At 51.0% G+C, this 15,226-nt stretch carries 17 protein-coding genes; 6 read left to right on the forward strand and 11 right to left on the reverse strand.

Annotated elements, in window-relative coordinates; translation table 11 throughout:
- The first annotated feature begins 139 nt into the window (after positions 1-139).
- Positions 140-313, forward strand: coding sequence for a hypothetical protein (locus MKY74_RS32120; protein ID WP_167372913.1), 174 nt, complete (start codon positions 140-142; stop codon positions 311-313).
- A 135-nt stretch (positions 314-448) separates the two neighbouring features.
- Here the strand turns inward: MKY74_RS32120 and MKY74_RS32125 are convergent, their stop codons facing one another.
- A complete protein-coding gene (locus MKY74_RS32125; RefSeq protein WP_076173853.1) occupies positions 449-1,264 on the reverse strand; it encodes an alpha/beta fold hydrolase in 816 nt (271 codons plus the stop codon).
- A 27-nt stretch (positions 1,265-1,291) separates the two neighbouring features.
- Positions 1,292-2,533 (reverse strand): YbfB/YjiJ family MFS transporter, encoded by a 1,242-nt coding sequence (locus tag MKY74_RS32130; RefSeq protein ID WP_244169385.1) that lies wholly within the window; start codon positions 2,531-2,533, stop codon positions 1,292-1,294.
- A 115-nt stretch (positions 2,534-2,648) separates the two neighbouring features.
- On the opposite strand from MKY74_RS32130, the gene MKY74_RS32135 reads away from it, so the two are divergent.
- Positions 2,649-3,521, forward strand: a complete 873-nt coding sequence (locus MKY74_RS32135) for a LysR family transcriptional regulator (protein ID WP_076173855.1) — start codon at positions 2,649-2,651, stop codon at positions 3,519-3,521.
- Positions 3,522-3,598: 77 nt separating this feature from the next.
- Here the strand turns inward: MKY74_RS32135 and MKY74_RS32140 are convergent, their stop codons facing one another.
- Complete coding sequence (locus tag MKY74_RS32140) at positions 3,599-4,351, reverse strand: hypothetical protein (protein WP_076173856.1); 753 nt, start codon at positions 4,349-4,351, stop codon at positions 3,599-3,601.
- A 195-nt stretch (positions 4,352-4,546) separates the two neighbouring features.
- Between MKY74_RS32140 and MKY74_RS32145 the strand changes: the two genes are divergently transcribed.
- The gene (locus MKY74_RS32145) at positions 4,547-5,341 is read left to right on the forward strand and encodes an SDR family NAD(P)-dependent oxidoreductase (protein ID WP_076173857.1); all 795 of its coding nucleotides are present in this window, start codon (positions 4,547-4,549) and stop codon (positions 5,339-5,341) included.
- Positions 5,342-5,480: 139 nt separating this feature from the next.
- On the opposite strand, the gene MKY74_RS32150 is transcribed toward MKY74_RS32145, so the two are convergent.
- Positions 5,481-6,272, reverse strand: coding sequence for an AraC family transcriptional regulator (locus MKY74_RS32150; RefSeq protein ID WP_076173858.1), 792 nt, complete (start codon positions 6,270-6,272; stop codon positions 5,481-5,483).
- Positions 6,273-6,374: 102 nt separating this feature from the next.
- Here MKY74_RS32150 and MKY74_RS32155 point away from each other — a divergent pair, with 102 nt between their 5' ends.
- Complete coding sequence (locus tag MKY74_RS32155) at positions 6,375-6,824, forward strand: SRPBCC domain-containing protein (RefSeq protein ID WP_076173859.1); 450 nt, start codon at positions 6,375-6,377, stop codon at positions 6,822-6,824.
- 85 nt (positions 6,825-6,909) lie between these two features.
- On the opposite strand, the gene MKY74_RS32160 is transcribed toward MKY74_RS32155, so the two are convergent.
- Complete coding sequence (locus tag MKY74_RS32160) at positions 6,910-7,338, reverse strand: MarR family winged helix-turn-helix transcriptional regulator (protein WP_076173860.1); 429 nt, start codon at positions 7,336-7,338, stop codon at positions 6,910-6,912.
- A 161-nt stretch (positions 7,339-7,499) separates the two neighbouring features.
- On the opposite strand from MKY74_RS32160, the gene MKY74_RS32165 reads away from it, so the two are divergent.
- Positions 7,500-8,795: an amidohydrolase family protein gene (locus tag MKY74_RS32165; protein ID WP_076173861.1), complete on the forward strand. Its 1,296-nt coding sequence runs from the start codon at positions 7,500-7,502 to the stop codon at positions 8,793-8,795.
- A 118-nt stretch (positions 8,796-8,913) separates the two neighbouring features.
- Here MKY74_RS32165 and MKY74_RS32170 read toward each other — a convergent pair whose 3' ends face one another.
- On the reverse strand, positions 8,914-9,390 hold the full coding sequence (locus MKY74_RS32170) for a nuclear transport factor 2 family protein (protein ID WP_084204093.1): 477 nt from the start codon (positions 9,388-9,390) through the stop codon (positions 8,914-8,916).
- A 134-nt stretch (positions 9,391-9,524) separates the two neighbouring features.
- Here MKY74_RS32170 and MKY74_RS32175 point away from each other — a divergent pair, with 134 nt between their 5' ends.
- On the forward strand, positions 9,525-10,169 hold the full coding sequence (locus tag MKY74_RS32175) for a TetR/AcrR family transcriptional regulator (protein ID WP_208629379.1): 645 nt from the start codon (positions 9,525-9,527) through the stop codon (positions 10,167-10,169).
- Here the strand turns inward: MKY74_RS32175 and MKY74_RS32180 are convergent.
- The 5 genes from MKY74_RS32180 to MKY74_RS32200 form a co-directional block, all read right to left on the reverse strand.
- On the reverse strand, positions 10,158-11,582 hold the full coding sequence (locus MKY74_RS32180) for a hypothetical protein (RefSeq protein WP_076173863.1): 1,425 nt from the start codon (positions 11,580-11,582) through the stop codon (positions 10,158-10,160). The genes MKY74_RS32175 and MKY74_RS32180 overlap by 12 nt on opposite strands.
- 120 nt (positions 11,583-11,702) lie before the next feature.
- Positions 11,703-12,872, reverse strand: coding sequence for an MFS transporter (locus tag MKY74_RS32185; RefSeq protein WP_076173864.1), 1,170 nt, complete (start codon positions 12,870-12,872; stop codon positions 11,703-11,705).
- A gap of 229 nt (positions 12,873-13,101) precedes the next feature.
- Positions 13,102-13,380 carry an ArsR/SmtB family transcription factor gene (locus MKY74_RS32190; protein ID WP_076173865.1) on the reverse strand — a complete coding sequence of 93 codons (279 nt, stop codon included), beginning with the start codon at positions 13,378-13,380 and terminating at the stop codon, positions 13,102-13,104.
- Between the two features lie 271 nt (positions 13,381-13,651).
- The gene (locus tag MKY74_RS32195) at positions 13,652-14,194 is read right to left on the reverse strand and encodes a DinB family protein (protein ID WP_076173866.1); all 543 of its coding nucleotides are present in this window, start codon (positions 14,192-14,194) and stop codon (positions 13,652-13,654) included.
- Positions 14,195-14,260: 66 nt separating this feature from the next.
- On the reverse strand, positions 14,261-15,208 hold the full coding sequence (locus MKY74_RS32200) for a helix-turn-helix transcriptional regulator (protein WP_076174011.1): 948 nt from the start codon (positions 15,206-15,208) through the stop codon (positions 14,261-14,263).
- Positions 15,209-15,226 lie beyond the last annotated feature (18 nt).

A 15,226-nucleotide genomic window follows, 5' to 3' on the forward strand; every position in this document is an offset into this window, starting at 1 on the left:
TCATAGTTCATTGGCCTTTAGGGGGATAGGGAAAGAAAAAATATAGCCGTTTAATATCCGTGCAAGGATGCATAGACGCAGACTGGAAGTTGCATCCTAATGATAAATGGATGTTAGACAAGGGAGGCATCGAAACGAAATGGAAAAGGATAACCACTTAGCCAACGAAGCCGAAGCGAAAGAACAAGCGGCCAAAGCAAACCGTAACAAGGGTTCGGAAGCCCCGGACACCGAATTCGCCGGAGAACTCAGCCGCAGCGACATCAAGTCCGCGTTCAAAAATCCAATAACCGGCGAAGAACGGTTATATTAATTCTGCTTTACCGTGAATCAACGTTCGGTGCAATAGTTTGGGTGTCGTAACCAAGTAACAAAAAATAAGGTTAATCTTGAAGCGCAAGAAGCGCCCATAAGATTAACCTTCTTGTGTTTGGATGCCGGCGCTTTTTCAGTTGCTATACGGGTCAGCCAGAAAGCCGTTCACCGCATGAGCATAACCATTTAAATCATCGGAGTGGACACCGTGACCGCATTGTTCGAAAATGACAAGCTTGGTGCCTGGTCTTCTTGCCTGCATGCGTCTTGCCTGTTCGGTATCCAGGATGAAGCTCCTGCCGCCATGAATCAGGAGGATCGGGCAGCTTGAGCGCAGCCAGTCGTCCCACCACACCCCGTTGGATTGGGGGACGGATACCTGCAGCCCTTTCAAATCCGTTCGGAAGCCCCAGCCCCGTTCATCCTCCAGCACGCTTTCGGCAAAGTAGTCGATCGCCCGGAGTCCTGCGCTTGCAAGCGATTCCCTCAGCTGCTTCAAGGAAGGAGACCGGAACGGAAGCTTGCCAGCAAAGGAAAAGTCCGCGCTAATCTCCGCGCCGATATCCTCCACGATTAAGGCGATCACCAGTTCAGGATAACGGGCTGCGAATTGATAAGCATTTAATCCACCCAAAGAATGCCCCAAAATCGTAACCGGCTGTCCCCCAAGCTCGGACTGGATCAGATTCCAAATATCCATTACATAATCTTCCCTGGCGTATTCCCGTCCGGGTGGATGGTCGCTCCATCCATGTCCCCGCTGGTCCAGAGCAATCACCCGCCAATCCTTGAATCGGGCCGCCAGCTCCGAGAAGGTCCTTGCATTAGCCATGTACCCATGCAGCATCACCAGCACCTGCCTGCTGTCTCCGCCAAAATCAAGATAGGACAGCTGAAGATTTCCCGATTTAAAATATTTTCTTTGTGCCAATGGAGTATACTCCGTCATTGTACTGTTCCTCCTTTAATATACGATTCAGGCGCCAAGATGCAGGTCGCGTGTTTTCGTTTTTCGCTGCTTCTGTCCATACAAGCCCGCCAACCCCGCGGATATTCCCATAAAGATCGCGCCTGAGGCCGCGCCGAATTGCAAACCGTACTGCTGCACTCCTACCCCGCCGACGATGGGCCCCATCATTTGTCCTGCCGCGAAAAAGGCGGTGGCGATGCTGAGGCATGCTGCATAGGCACGATGTGGGACGTGGCGCCGAAGCAGCGAAGTCGTCATCAGCGGCGGAGTAATAAAAGAAACAAGCCCGATCGTCACCGCGCCTAGTGCGGTAAAGAACAAATTCCCGGTCGTTATGCCGAGCACCCCGACGGTTCCCAAGGACAGCCCCGCCGCCAGCGTATACCCGCTCGGCCACCGGTCGATAGCCCTGCCGCCGACCCAGCCGTTAAACATGCCCGCCAAGCCGATACCGGACCAGATTAATCCGGCAAAGAGGGCCGGTATGCCCCTGCTTACCAGATAAGGGATCAGATACGTGAAGTAAATAATGTATCCCGCACCAAAGAAAAAATAAGAACCGATTAAGAACAAGAGCTTCTCGGGGCTGAACAGAAGCCGGTATACTTTGACGCGTTGTTGATCCGGGGTTTTCACTTCTGCCTGGGACGATGAACTTCCCTGTCTTCGCTTGCTCGTGACCACCGCAAAACCGAACGCCGCCGCGATGCCAAATACGCCCATGGCTGCCCAAGCATACCGCCATCCCTGTAAATGGGACGGGTCAATCGTAAAGGGTGCGGATAAACCCGTGAGCAGAATGCCGGCGGAGCCGCCCAGCCAAATCAAGCCCGAAGCCGCTCCCTGCTCAGCCGGCCGAACGGCGTCCATTGAAATAGACAAGACGAGAACCGTGGCGAGAGCTGATAGAAATCCTATGGCAAAACGCCATAAACCGAGTTGGGCCAAATGATCGCTGAAGGCCGAGCCGATCATGGCCAATCCGAGCAAAAAGCTTGTCGTTCGATTGATGGCATGTTTCCGGTCCGGAAACCGCGAGATCAATGGAGGCAGGCACAAGGTCCCCACCAAGTAACCGATAAAATTGATCGTCCCCAACATACCCAATTGACTGTAGCTCCCCCCGATGTCCCGCTGAATTCCCGGCAGAAACATGCCGTAAGAGAGCCGGGAAAAACCGAGGATCACGACAAATAACAGCGATGCCCACAAGGTGATCCCGTTCCATGCTGATTTTTGGCCCATCATTTGATTTTCCTTCCATTGATTGGTTTGAAATTAGTTTAAAAGAGCGCGATTATTTTGTAAAATTGAATTATATGAATGAATTGTTTAATTATCTTAAACTAAGGAGGGGACGAAGATGGATTTGCGAGCCTTAAAAACGTTCGAAGCCTGCGTACGTCTCGGCCACTTCCAGAAAGCTGCCGAGGAGCTTCAGTATGCACCTTCTACGGTAACCCTTCAGATCCAGCGTTTGGAAGCCGATCTGGGTGTTTCTTTATTTATTCGGGATGGCAAACGTGTGATCGTCACCGAGGCTGGCCGATGGCTTCATCAAGAAGCCGGGACTTTGCTGAAGTCCGTCCAATCCATAAGGCAGACCGTCTCCGAAATCGCTTCGGGAGAAGGCGGGACCGTTCGTTTCGCCGCAATCGAACCCATCGCAAGCCAAAGATTGGCGGCGGTCGTGGCCGATTATTGCAGGCTGCATCCGAAAGTGCAGTTAACGATGGAAGTGAGCGGCAGCCAGCCGATTGCGGACAGGGTCCGGTCCGGCGAACTGGACTTTGGGATATGCTCGGTTCCCTCGGCGAAATTCATGCTGGATTTTGAACCGCTGTTTGAGGATCAACTCGGGGTCATGATGCATGTGGATCATCCGCTTGCCAAACGGGATGAGATTGCGGTAAGCGACCTCGCGGGACTTACGGTTCTGGTCAAAGAACCGACTTGTATCTATCGGAAGCTTTGGGAGAGGGCGGTGAGCCAAACGGAACCCCACCCTTTTTCTTGTATGGAGGTAGGAAGTTTCTTTGTCATTCAGCAAATGCTTAAGGAAGCATCCAGCGTGGGGGTCGTTCCGATGTACAGCGGACTCGAACTGGAGGGTTCTTTGGTCATCCGTCCATTTTCTGACATCCACCCTATCGTTCCGCTGGGCATCGTTTATAAAGATAAACACCTCTTGGGCAAAGCGACGTCATTATTAATGGATGCGATCAGGGCGATTTAATAGCTGCACTATAGAAATAACTTGATGTAAAGTACGACGCCAAGAAGAAGCTGACCAATTGGGGCCAGCTTCTTTGTTTATTGATCAGAGGTAATTTGTATTTGCTCTGCAGCAAACTCATGTAGGTCTTGATCATATTTATACGTTACATGAACAGTGCATACGTAGTCTGGAAGCACGCCATCAATGGGTCTAACAGATCCGACTATATCAACGGTCAGTTTCTGATCTTTCACATTGTTTAGAATGACATTACCAAAGTAAAGTTTGTTTTCAAATTGATCGTCTGGATGAACTAACTTTAAATCGCTGACTTTTTTGCTGAATTTGTATTCTTTCCCTTGCGCTTTGGTCTTAATTAGGAGCTCATCGCCCTTTTGGCTAACTTCGGTTTCTAAATCCGCAAGAATCTCCTCCACACGCTGTATCTTTATTTCCGAAAGGTTTTTCCCGTTTAAAATATGGGCTTCATTCGTATCTAATTCAGTACCATATCCCGTAACCAGAATGATGACCGCTTCTTCTTTACCATCCCCTGTCAGATCAACATAGGACACCTGTGGATTAGAAACACCTTTAAGTATGTTCCAATCGAATTTCTTTTGGCTGCCGTTAACGTCTACAATGACTCCATCTGTAGTTTCAAAAAGCTTTACCTCTCCATTTTCAGAAGCACTGAGCAGCTTAGATGGCTCTTGCTCTTTGTCCATCGAAGGAGTTGCGGACTGTTCGACGTCTTGTGAACCGCTCGCCGGCTTGTCCGAAGCGCATCCTGAAAATACTAAAGCAGCAGACAAAAACCATGCAGCAAATCCTATTCCCTTTTTCAATCCTAAAGCCCCTTTCCGGTCGTCTATGAATCATATTAACAGAGCAAACTAAAAACTAATTTACTAAATTTTAATAATTAGCCATGACTTTCCAGCTCTGCGGGCGCCCTAAACTTGCCTGCCCCAATAAACTTTGATATTATTTAGATGTCTAAATATTAATGTTCTAAACAAAAAGGCAGGTGTTCATTTCATATGGCAAGAGTAGAAGGAAAAGTTGCCCTTGTTACGGGAGGAGCTTCGGGAATTGGGTTGTCCTCCGCAAGACTGTTGGCTAAAGAGGGAGCCAAGGTGGTGATTGCGGATTTCAATGTGGAAGGAGCACAGCAGGCGGCAGCTGAGATCAACGCACAAGGCGGAGAAGCCTACGGCCTGTTCCTCGATGCAGGCGACGAGAGCTCGATCCGGGAAGCTGTCGAGTTTACCGTCAAGCACTTTGGCACAATTACGGTGCTGTTCAATAATGTAGGCTTAACCAATCTTCAGAAGGATTTGGATGTTGTGAACATGGATTTGATGGAGTGGGACCGGCTCATGAATGTCAATCTGAAAAGCGTGCTGCTCGGCAGCCGCTTCGCGATCCCCCATATGATCGAGGCGGGCGGCGGATCCATCATCAATACGGCATCCATGGCAGGCTTTACGGGCGATTCCATTCGTTCGGCATACGGTGCTTCCAAAGCCGCAGTCGTGAATCTGACGAAATATATCGCCACCCAATACGGCGCCTCCGGCATCCGCTGCAATGCGGTTGCACCTGGCTTAATTCTCACTCCCGCCGCTAAAAACAACATGCCGCCGCAAGTGCTGGACATTTTCGCCAAGTACAACAAGCTCCCGTACCACGGAGAACCGGACGATATCGGATACACCGTCCTATTCCTGGCTTCGGATGAATCGAAATTCATTACGGGCCAGACCATTCAAGTCGAAGGCGGGCACTATATCGCGAATCCGAGCATTCCCGATTTTGCTGACTTCATGCAATAAAATTCCAAGCCACCAAAGCGCATACTTTCATATATCTGCAAAACGCCGGTCAAGACAACGTCTTGCCGGCGCTTTACGTTTGCAGGCTGAACAGCCTGTTCAATGATATTTCAAAATCTGTAAATAAAGTGCGACTACCTTAATCCCCCCGCCGGTAGGCATGAGGAGACGTTCCTACGATCGCCTTAAAATCTTTGCTGAAATGCGCTTGGTCAAAATAACCGAGCTCCAAGGCCACCGTCGTGATATCGGCTCCATTTTCAATCGCCTCGCTGGCCTCGTGCATGCGGTATCGCTGAATGACCCATTTGGGGCTTACCCCTAAATACTGTTTAAACATGCGCTGCAGCGTGCGTTTGGATGCGTTGAACCGGTTCACCAGCAAATCTACGCTGGTCAACGAACGATCCTCCATGATCGCCCTGACGATCTTGTTCAGCTCGTCCACTTTGTCATCCGGCTCCGGAATGTTAATGGACAGCAGTCCTTCAATAAAGGCAACCCTCTCTTCCAGACGGTTCGACGCAAATATCCCCTTCTCTGCCGTTTCCGCATCAAACGGAAAATACCTGGAGATATCCACTTTACGGTCCACCAGTTCCGACATGGGCTCTGACGTATAACCGTAAAAAGCACCTGGACGATAAAGAATTCCTACAATCTGCCCCTTTCCCTGCAGCGTATAAGCCGCTTTCCTGCTTTCGATTCCGCAGACGTACGAACTTCCTTGTTCAAACACGATGTTGACCCCGGGATGCTGCAATACCTCCTGCGTATACGGCAGCTGCCCCTCTAAATTCCATTCGACGAACCAGTAATGCTGGATCAAATGCCGAAGCTGTTCTGATGGCAGATGACGTGTAATTCTAACGTTCGTTTGTGCCGGGTCAAAATGCAATATCCCTCGGTTAGGGTTCACCTGATAGCGCATCGAATTCCCCCTAATGGCGCGTTTTTACAAGAAACCTGAAGGACGGAAATGGTACGTTACATGTATACAACGTTAATATTTTTGTTTCAAGGAGGATTCGACATGCAGTTAGAGTACACCTTCTACATTGGAGCCAGCCCCGAAGAGGTTTGGGACGTGCTGTTCAACCCTGAGAAATCGTTCCGCGCTTTTATGGGAGGCGTCATTCAATCAAATCTGCAGGCAGGCGACCCGATCCGGTTTGTCGGCCCTGGGCCTGACGGGGAAAACACGGTGCACATTTACGGAGAAATTTTGGCCTATGAAAAATACCGGGTACTCAGCTACACCGACCATCCCGGCCCCTCCCACTTCGCCGAACACGAGACGATGCAGAGCCGGGTAACGATCCGGTTAGAGCCGGTGGGATCGTGCACCAAGATGCACCTCATCAATGATCAATGGACCGACGGCAACCCTTTGTTCCTGAAAACCGAGAAGTTCTGGTGGATGATTCTAAGCAACATCAAGTCCATCGCCGAGACGGGCAGCCCCCTCGATTTCGGTTTTTAAATGCACATCCTGCACCAAAAGACGATCGTCCTTTAACGGGGATGATCGTCTTTTTTGGGCTGTCCGATTGGTTCTCGCATACGGCTTATAAGCGTTCATTAATTTTGACCAGCAGTCCCTTTAACAGCTGCTTCTCCTCTTCGGTCAGGGTCTGAACGATTTCGTCCTCCACCTTCTGAAAGGATTCGTTAAAAGCATCAATCAGTTCAACGGCCTTTGGCAAAACATAGATGTTTTTCTGCCGTTCATTATTGGCCGGAATTTTCCGCTCAATATATCCTTTTTTCTCGAGGCCTTGGAGCATGCTTGTTATGCTGGCCCCCTGTAAATGAAACCGATCGGCTAAATCCCTTTGAATGATATCTTTATCCTGGTTTTTATGAATATAATCAAGGACTTTGCCTTGCTGTGCGTTTAATCCCAGCTCTTTAATGCTTTCATCCGCCTTTTTCTTCAACTTCAGGCCGATAATCTGAAACAAGTCCATATAGAGTGTATCCTTGCGAGGTTTCATGATCGTTCCTCCTCAAAATGTTAGGAGACTAACTTTTAACATTTCAACTATACGGGGATTCCATAGGCTTGTCAATTCAAATATTAGTTTATTGACTGTTAGAAAACTAACTGTTATACTCCGAATTGTTTCCAAGCACACATCCAAGGAGGAATAACGAAATGAAGAATACGCTGGACAAGGTTACGGCCATTATAAATGCACGGATTTTCGACGGGGAACAAGTGATTGAGTCAAGAAATGTGCTCATTCAAGGGGAGACCATCATTGCCGTAGGCACTGACGTTCCGGAGGATGCAGTCATCGTGAATGCAAATCATGCGACATTATTGCCCGGCTTGATTGATGCCCATGTTCACACTTCCATTGGAGGATTACGGGATGCAGTAAAATTCGGTGTGACGACCGAACTCGAAATGAACGGAGACTTTACGGAAAGAGGACGGGCGATTCAGCTGAAAAATGTGAAAGGCGCCGCCGATGTCCGTTCCGCCGGAACCGCGATCACCGCTCCGGGCGGTCATCCCGATGAATTGCTGCCCGATGGAGACGAGATCCCCGAGTTCGTGTTAAAGGAATTGGAGAAGTTATCGAAGGAAGACCGGGAAGCGATGCTGGCGGCATACGCCCACGATCACGAAGAAGTGCCCCAGGTGACGACGGTGGAAGAAGCGATCAAACACGTGCATACCCAGGTGGAGAATGGCGCGGACTATATTAAAATCATGATTGAAGAAGGCACGGTCATGGGCGCCCCCGGCCTGCCTGTCCTGAGCGACGAAATTCTTAAAGCTGCCGTGGAAGAGGCCCACAAGTTTGATAAAATCGTCATCGCCCACGTCCTGACGGCTCGCTCTTCGCAGACCGCCATCGCTCTCGGAGTGGACGGATTGGGCCACCTGTTTATCGACAGACCTGAACTCACGCCCGATTTGGTCCAAGCTATTGCCGATTCTGGCGCGTTCGTGACGCCATGCCTCGTATTGAACTCGTCCATCCTTGGAAATCCGGCATCCGATTTGGCCAATGATCCGCGGGTGCATTCCAAATTAAGCCCGGAATGGATCGATATTCTGAACTCCAGCTTCAATACGTTCCCGCAAGGCGATATGGAGAACAGCTTTAAGAACGTGATGGATCTTCATCGGGCCGGCGTCGACATTCTGGTTGGAACGGATGTCTCCCCTGTTCCCGTTCCAAATCTCGGCGGCCTTGCGCATGGTGCCAGCGTCCATCATGAAATGCAGCTGCTCGTTCAAGCCGGGTTCACTCCGATCGAAGCGCTCCAGTCCGCCACCTCGAAACCGGCCCGCCGCTTCGGGCTTCACGATCGCGGACGGATTGCCGCAGGTTCGCGCGCAGACCTTATTCTGGTGAATGGCGACCCAACAAGTCATATCTCGGATACCTTGTCGATCGAATCCGTGTGGCTCAGAGGCGTGCAGCAGCAAAGTTAACAAGGAGAAATATTCATTAACTAAACCTTCTGCAAAATAGAAGCTTTTCCCTACCGGGAAAAGCTTCTATGCCTATATGAAGGTACTAGGCCTGTTGCTGGGCTGCACAGCTTAGGGCTCAATTCGATGACGTCTGGTCCGTAAGCGCCTGGAATAACTGTGGCAGTCTGTCAAACGCCTCCGCCCCGTCGATCGGGTTGGAGTAATCACGGGAGGATAAGATCTGTCCGTTCCGGACCCTGACCACCATAATATACGAAAAGGTGAATGAGCGGCCGGTCTCTGTCACATGACCGTGAACATTCCATTCGGCAACAACGACTTCCGGATCCCGGGTCTCGTGCAAGGCGAGTAACTCAGCATTATCGAACCGTCTCATTCCGGCGACGCTCTTAAATCGTTCGCGTAGTACCTCCCTTCCTTCCGTCCGTTTGGGAACCCCAGGTGGAGCGAACGGGATTTCGATAACCACGTCGGGAGCATATAAATCTGCAAGTTCATCCCATGCATTGTCAGCTGTAGCCCGTATAAAACATTCAATGATTTCGCGCGGACTGGTGCCGGCTGATTGTGTCTGTTCTGTCAAACTGATCACCTCGCTTCATGAATTAGAAATTACTATTTTTAAACGGAGAACCTTCTCCGTTTATCATTATACGGAGAGTATTCTCCGTTTGTCAACGATACGTTCATTGTGTAATATGGATTCAAGCGAGGTGATATCCTAAGATGTCAGAACAGAACATACCGGCTGATCACAGTGGGGATACCGACTCCAACGGTGCCATGTCTTCTTCCAAAGCACTGCGTGCCGACGCCAAACGAAATCGGGATAAACTGCTCGATGTTGCGCACAGACTCTTTACTACTGAGGGCATCACCGTCTCGATGGATGAAATTGCCCGACATGCCGGGGTTGGCGTAGGCACCGCCTATCGGCATTTCCCGACCAAGGAGGAATTGTTTGGAGCGGTGATGGTCAGCTACAAGGCGCGTCTTGTTGAGGAAGCAAAAAAATGGCTCCGCCACGAGGATCCGGGCGAAGCATTCTTCAGCTATTTTAGAATCGTGATCCGTGAAGCAGTAGCCAACAAGGCGATAACCGACGCCCTTGTGGGCAGCGGTTTGGACAAGGACGCCGCGCTCAAGGAAGTTGCGGGAGACTTCTGGAGCGAGCTCGGCAAGCTGCTAGCCCGGGCCCAGCAAAACGGATCCGTCCGGCCTGATGCCAGCGTTGGGGACATCCGGGCCCTGCTTGTCGGTATCCTGCAAGCGCACAGCGGGAGTGCACCATATCCCGAGCGCATCGTGTCGATTATATGTGACGGTCTACGGGGCAAATCATCACCCGGATTGCTGGACTTACAACACTAAAAACTGCGTCCCAAAGCCCTTGCCGGAAACATAAGCTTTTTCCAGTTCTTCTGGATGACCGTTGTCTAATATAACCACATTTTCGGGATACAGCTTACCAAGCAATGCCCACCGAACAAGCTCGTTTCCATCGGTTGGAATGAAGTGGATTCCGTCTGTATTTGTCACCAATCCGGAAAGCGCAAGGATGTCCGCTGCCGAATGCAGGCTGACAGAGGTACGCTTCACAATAGCGACATCGGCGTTGTCGTTTCCTTCGGGCCGGTACATAAAGCGATGCCCTCTAAAGAGCTGACCGAGATCCACCGAAAATTCACGTCCGTCCAATTCCAAGCTCAATCGCAGGGTCGTTCGATCAGAAGCCGTAATCGGCAGTAAACGCGCGACGTTCGGACCAGCGATCTCCCCTAAAGAGACAGGAAGCGTATCTTTATTCCCTGGCGTACCGCTTCCCGCATCGGTGCGCGGTGCCGCATAATAATCGTCATATTCGTAATCGAACGAGATCGCAGCCATATCCTGCGTTTCTTCTGCCTGTATCGTTTGTACCGGATGCCATTTCAGCAGGTACCGCGCCGCCGTCCCGGCCGGCTCTCCCAGCCCGGCAGGCAATACGGTGCCCAGTTGATATTGGAATCCGTAACCGGCTGCGGACAGACCCGAGCTGACCACACTTTGCGCATACTGGACAATCGATTTGTGTGTCAACTTTTTCCCAAGCAGCTGAGTTAAAAAGACCTCCCGGGCCGGTTCCAGAAAACGGAGCCCTTTAAACTCCGTATGTTCCTTCACTTCAAACGGAACCTGCTCCCAATTGGCAAACGGAAGCAAGGCATCCCGCAGCAAAACCATTTGGTGCAGGTATTCATTATAGATCTGCATGATTCTTGGGCCCCCAAAGGGTCCCCAAACCTGTGCAACAGCGTCAGGGATCAGGGCATGACCGTAGCAGTGGCTTCTAAATTCCAGCTGGCCAAGCGTTTCCGGCCCATAACTCGCGAGCGTCCTCTTCTCCGCATTCATTTCCCGCGCCCAGCTTACCAGCTGCTCGCCGATGCGTACCGCCTGGGCTGTCAGTTCGACGCCGGCTTTATCCTCTAAAGCCAGGGGACCAAGCGGCAGAGATGACACGCGTCCGGAAATCGCCAAGTTGGCCTGAAGGCTGTCCAGCAGCACCGCCGGATCGCCGTTTACCGGTTCGCCAAGCTGGACCAGCATCGCCTCAAGCAGGGGATCGAGCGCCCTGACGACCTCTTTTGCCCGATATATACCGGCAGGCAAGTTCCAATCCAAGGCGCTGCCCGCCCCTTGCCGGATCGAGTCATTCGGAGATTTTCCAATTCGCGGCTCTACATTGATTTCCTTTCCCCATACGATACGGTTATCATTCAAATTAAGTTGATAATCAGACATATTTTCCACCTCATTTTAAAGTTTTGTGGTTGCCTACGACAGCAAATTGTTCTGTTCAAATGATCCCTCAAGGCATTTTTCAAGTCCAGGCATCCCCCCTTTCACGGTGAGTTCCAGAGGTTAATTGCTCAGCACCGATTCTTTTCTGCTTTTGAGCGAAAAAGAGTACAGCGCAGTGATCACGCTAAGCAGAATGCTTACTGCTCCTACCCATCCCAGCTGCATCAGGGACGTCTGATTGGCCACCCATCCGCCTACCCCGGCGCCTACCGCCATTCCAAGCTGCAGCATGGAACTGTTCAGTCCCAGCGCAAGACCCGAAGTTTTCGGGGAAAGGGAGATGAGGTAATACTGCTGAGCGGGAGTCGTCATCCAAGCCGCTCCGAACCAGACCGCCAGAATGATCAGCGCGCTCACCATCGTGGCTGCGGCAAGCGGAAGTACGGCCAGTGCGGCTGCATGAAGAAGCAGGCTGATGAGCAGCGTTTTGCCAATTCCCCACTTATCCGCGCCGTACCCGCCAAGGCGTGATCCCATGACAGCGAACAGGCCGCATACGAAGAGTGCCGTGCTGATCATCGTCGTATTCATGCCCACGGCTGTCTCAAGAAAAGGCGCAATGTATGTAAACATCAACTGATACCCGGCAATCCAGAAAAAAGTGATCATCAAGCCGCTGACCATTCGGCGATCCTTCAGCGCAAGCAGCTGGTCCCGAATCGAAGTCGGCTTCTGTTCTTGTACCTTCGGCATCCACGCGGCGATTCCGATCATGGCAAGCACACTCAATGCCGCAATGAGCATAAACACCGGCCGCCATCCCCAATATTCGCCGATGATGGTTCCGAGCGGAGTGCCTGCAACCAAGGCAGTACTAAATCCCATATAAATGATGCCGATGGCATTCCCTTGCTTTTGGGGCTCCACCAGGCTGGAGCCGACCATGAGGGCCACCACCGTATAAACGCCTTGACTGGCTGCCAGAATCATTCTGGAAATCATCAGGACGGTAAAATTCGGACTAAAGAAGGCGACCAAATTACCAATGACAAACAAAGTAAAGGTCAGCAGCAGCAGCCTTTTTCTCTTCATTTTGCCGGTAAGCGATACAAGGATCGGGGTTCCGATCGCAAATACAACGGCATACAGCGTAACTAATTGCCCGGCTGTGCCTACGGATACGTTCAAATCATTCGAGATCATCCCCAAAATCCCCATGACGACCATTTCAGCCGTCCCCATGACAAAGGCGCCGAAAGCAAGCAGATAAACGAGTCCCATTTTATTCATTGATTCCTCTCCTTTTAGGTTATTACCATGAATATCTTGATGTTTTTATACTTATCGAAATATTGATCATAAAAATACATACATGTTAAACCACATCCTTTTTGTGTTCTTATAGATTTAAAACTATCAATCTATTGGTCAAAAAAGAAACTGCCGCTAATGACAGCACACTCATTTGGATCTTATCTTAATATATTTAAATTTATCGAAATATGGGACCGAAAAAAAATTAATCTGGCTGAAGCACGACATGACGATCTAATGTATCCTGATTGACCCGATAAAAGTGATAAGTCCCTTCCTTGCGCGCCAGCCTCAACACCCCGCACTCCACCAGCTGTTTCAGATGATGCGACAGGGTGGAACCTTTATAATTCAACTGCTCCTCAATCTGGCTGCAGCTTAATTCATCATGCTTGCATAAGAGCTTGACGATATTTAACCGGGTCGGCTCTCCGAGTGCTTTGTATATTTTTACAGCTTCCTGATGTGACTGCTCCTTGTTCATGGGGTTGCCCTCCTTCCATAGGTTTATAATTCTATATTTATCGATATACTAAGCGATGAAATTTCCTTTGTCAACAGCGATCTAGAATAAATATGATTCCTTCTGACCAACCCCCTTTCCCTAGAGCAAATGCCCCGCTGGCTGTGGTGTTTTTAAATGGAGCAACCGTTAAGTAAAAAAACAGCCGCAGCCAGGGAAGATGACAAGCCCTGGACTGCGGCTGTTTTTTCTGCTTTTTGGGCCTCAGAATACAGGCGGCAACGCTAACGGGCTAAACCAGGCTTAACTCGCCTTTCAACCGCTCCAGCTGCATAAAATGGTGCCGGTAATGCATCTCAACCAGCAAAAACCATTCCGCGGCGGTTAAAGGACCAAAACGCGGATGCGGGATCTTAGATTGCTCAGACGCTCCGGCCAGAGCGGGCTCCGTCCGCTTCATCCGTTCCACTACACTCCGGAGCCCTTCGATAATCTGCTCCTTGCTCTCCGGCTGCTGCGGGGTGTACTGCGGTGAAGCCGGGACCCGGACCCTGACCGGCGGAAAGCTCCCCAGCTCGTATACCTTCCTGCCAATCTCCGTCTTCTCCTCCGCGGTGGAGAGTGCCGTCCCGTTGCCGGCCAGACAGCTATCGACATGCTGCAGGTGCATGAACTGCGCCGTTTGAATCAAATGCATATACATCTGCCCAATCGACCATTCTTCCTCGTTCGTTTTTATCAGCAACTGCTCCATATCAAAATTCTCCAGTTCAATCAAATACCGTTCTACCGACGTCTCCAAATCCTGCAATGCGTTCGCTGTGCTTTTCAACATGGGAACAACTCCTCTTTATTTATGGATTTTCTCCCATTATAAAAAACCGCTCCTGACAACAGCGTGTCAGTAGCGGTTTAATATGTTTTCGGCCTCGGTCTGAATTTGGCGGCGGAAGGATTCCGGCTCCAGCACGACAACCGCCCCGCCCCAACCGAGGATATAGGGGAGCAGCTCCTCCGGCTGACGCACGCGAAAGGTGACCCGCAGTCCGTCCTCCCGTTCTTCCATTTCCTCCATATAAAAATGCGTGGTCTCGGCGATTTTGTCGGCGATATCCGGATTCGCCCGAACCACCACCTGTAAGTTGCGGTCATCGGGCGGCTGGTAACGCTTCAAATCGAATCCGGCCGGCATGGCAAAGCCCTCCTCGAGCACGGCAAGCTCCGTCATCCGCGACAATCGGAAATGGCGGATATCCTGCCGCAGGTCGCAGTGCGCGACCAATGTCCAATTCCCCTGAACGAGCGTCAGTCCGTATGGAGCCGCCTCCCTTATATTCATCCGGCTCCCGTCCGTTTCCGGGTATTTTTTTAAATACGCAAACCTGATTTTGCGGCGCTCCAGAATCGCACGCCGAATTTGTCCGAGATAGTCCTTTTCCTTCCGGCTGGTTACCGGCTCGCCGGCTTGGAGAAGGCGCATCGTTTCCCGCACTCGAATCGACTCAGCGCGTACCGACTCCGGCAGAACCGCTTCAATTTTGCGTTTGGCCGCCTCCGCCACCGGGCTGTAGTCCGCATCCAGTCTTTGCTCGATAAAGTCCGCGCCCATCAGCAGGGCTACGGCCTCTTCCGCCGTGAAGCTGACCGGAGGCAGGAAATAGCCCTCCATCAGGGAATATCCCTGCCCCGGAGCCCCGGCGATCGGAACCCCCGCTTCGCTCAAGGCTTGAATATCGCGGTAGATCGTCCGGACGCTCGTCTCGAACCGGGCCGCCAAATCCTCTGCTCTGACCAGCTTGTTTCGCTGCAGCTCCAGCGTAATGGCGAGCTGCCGTTCCGTTTTGTTCATGTTCTCTCCCCCGCTGCT

Source organism: Paenibacillus sp. FSL R5-0378, assembly GCF_038009285.1.
In the GTDB taxonomy this organism is placed as follows: domain Bacteria; phylum Bacillota; class Bacilli; order Paenibacillales; family Paenibacillaceae; genus Paenibacillus_AQ; species Paenibacillus_AQ favisporus.

Bases quoted from the DNA above. Each gene is read 5' to 3' on its own strand.
- MKY74_RS32190 (WP_076173865.1), bottom strand. From the start codon at position 13,380: ATGAACAAGGAGCAGTCACATCAGGAAGCTGTAAAAATATACAAAGCA.
- MKY74_RS32175 (WP_208629379.1), top strand. From the start codon at position 9,525: ATGTCAGAACAGAACATACCGGCTGATCACAGTGGGGATACCGACTCC.
- MKY74_RS32135 (WP_076173855.1), top strand. From the start codon at position 2,649: ATGGATTTGCGAGCCTTAAAAACGTTCGAAGCCTGCGTACGTCTCGGC.
- MKY74_RS32180 (WP_076173863.1), bottom strand. From the start codon at position 11,582: ATGTCTGATTATCAACTTAATTTGAATGATAACCGTATCGTATGGGGA.
- MKY74_RS32155 (WP_076173859.1), top strand. From the start codon at position 6,375: ATGCAGTTAGAGTACACCTTCTACATTGGAGCCAGCCCCGAAGAGGTT.
- MKY74_RS32200 (WP_076174011.1), bottom strand. From the start codon at position 15,208: ATGAACAAAACGGAACGGCAGCTCGCCATTACGCTGGAGCTGCAGCGA.
- MKY74_RS32145 (WP_076173857.1), top strand. From the start codon at position 4,547: ATGGCAAGAGTAGAAGGAAAAGTTGCCCTTGTTACGGGAGGAGCTTCG.
- MKY74_RS32150 (WP_076173858.1), bottom strand. From the start codon at position 6,272: ATGCGCTATCAGGTGAACCCTAACCGAGGGATATTGCATTTTGACCCG.
- MKY74_RS32185 (WP_076173864.1), bottom strand. From the start codon at position 12,872: ATGAATAAAATGGGACTCGTTTATCTGCTTGCTTTCGGCGCCTTTGTC.
- MKY74_RS32160 (WP_076173860.1), bottom strand. From the start codon at position 7,338: ATGAAACCTCGCAAGGATACACTCTATATGGACTTGTTTCAGATTATC.
- MKY74_RS32130 (WP_244169385.1), bottom strand. From the start codon at position 2,533: ATGATGGGCCAAAAATCAGCATGGAACGGGATCACCTTGTGGGCATCG.
- MKY74_RS32165 (WP_076173861.1), top strand. From the start codon at position 7,500: ATGAAGAATACGCTGGACAAGGTTACGGCCATTATAAATGCACGGATT.
- MKY74_RS32120 (WP_167372913.1), top strand. From the start codon at position 140: ATGGAAAAGGATAACCACTTAGCCAACGAAGCCGAAGCGAAAGAACAA.
- MKY74_RS32125 (WP_076173853.1), bottom strand. From the start codon at position 1,264: ATGACGGAGTATACTCCATTGGCACAAAGAAAATATTTTAAATCGGGA.
- MKY74_RS32195 (WP_076173866.1), bottom strand. From the start codon at position 14,194: ATGTTGAAAAGCACAGCGAACGCATTGCAGGATTTGGAGACGTCGGTA.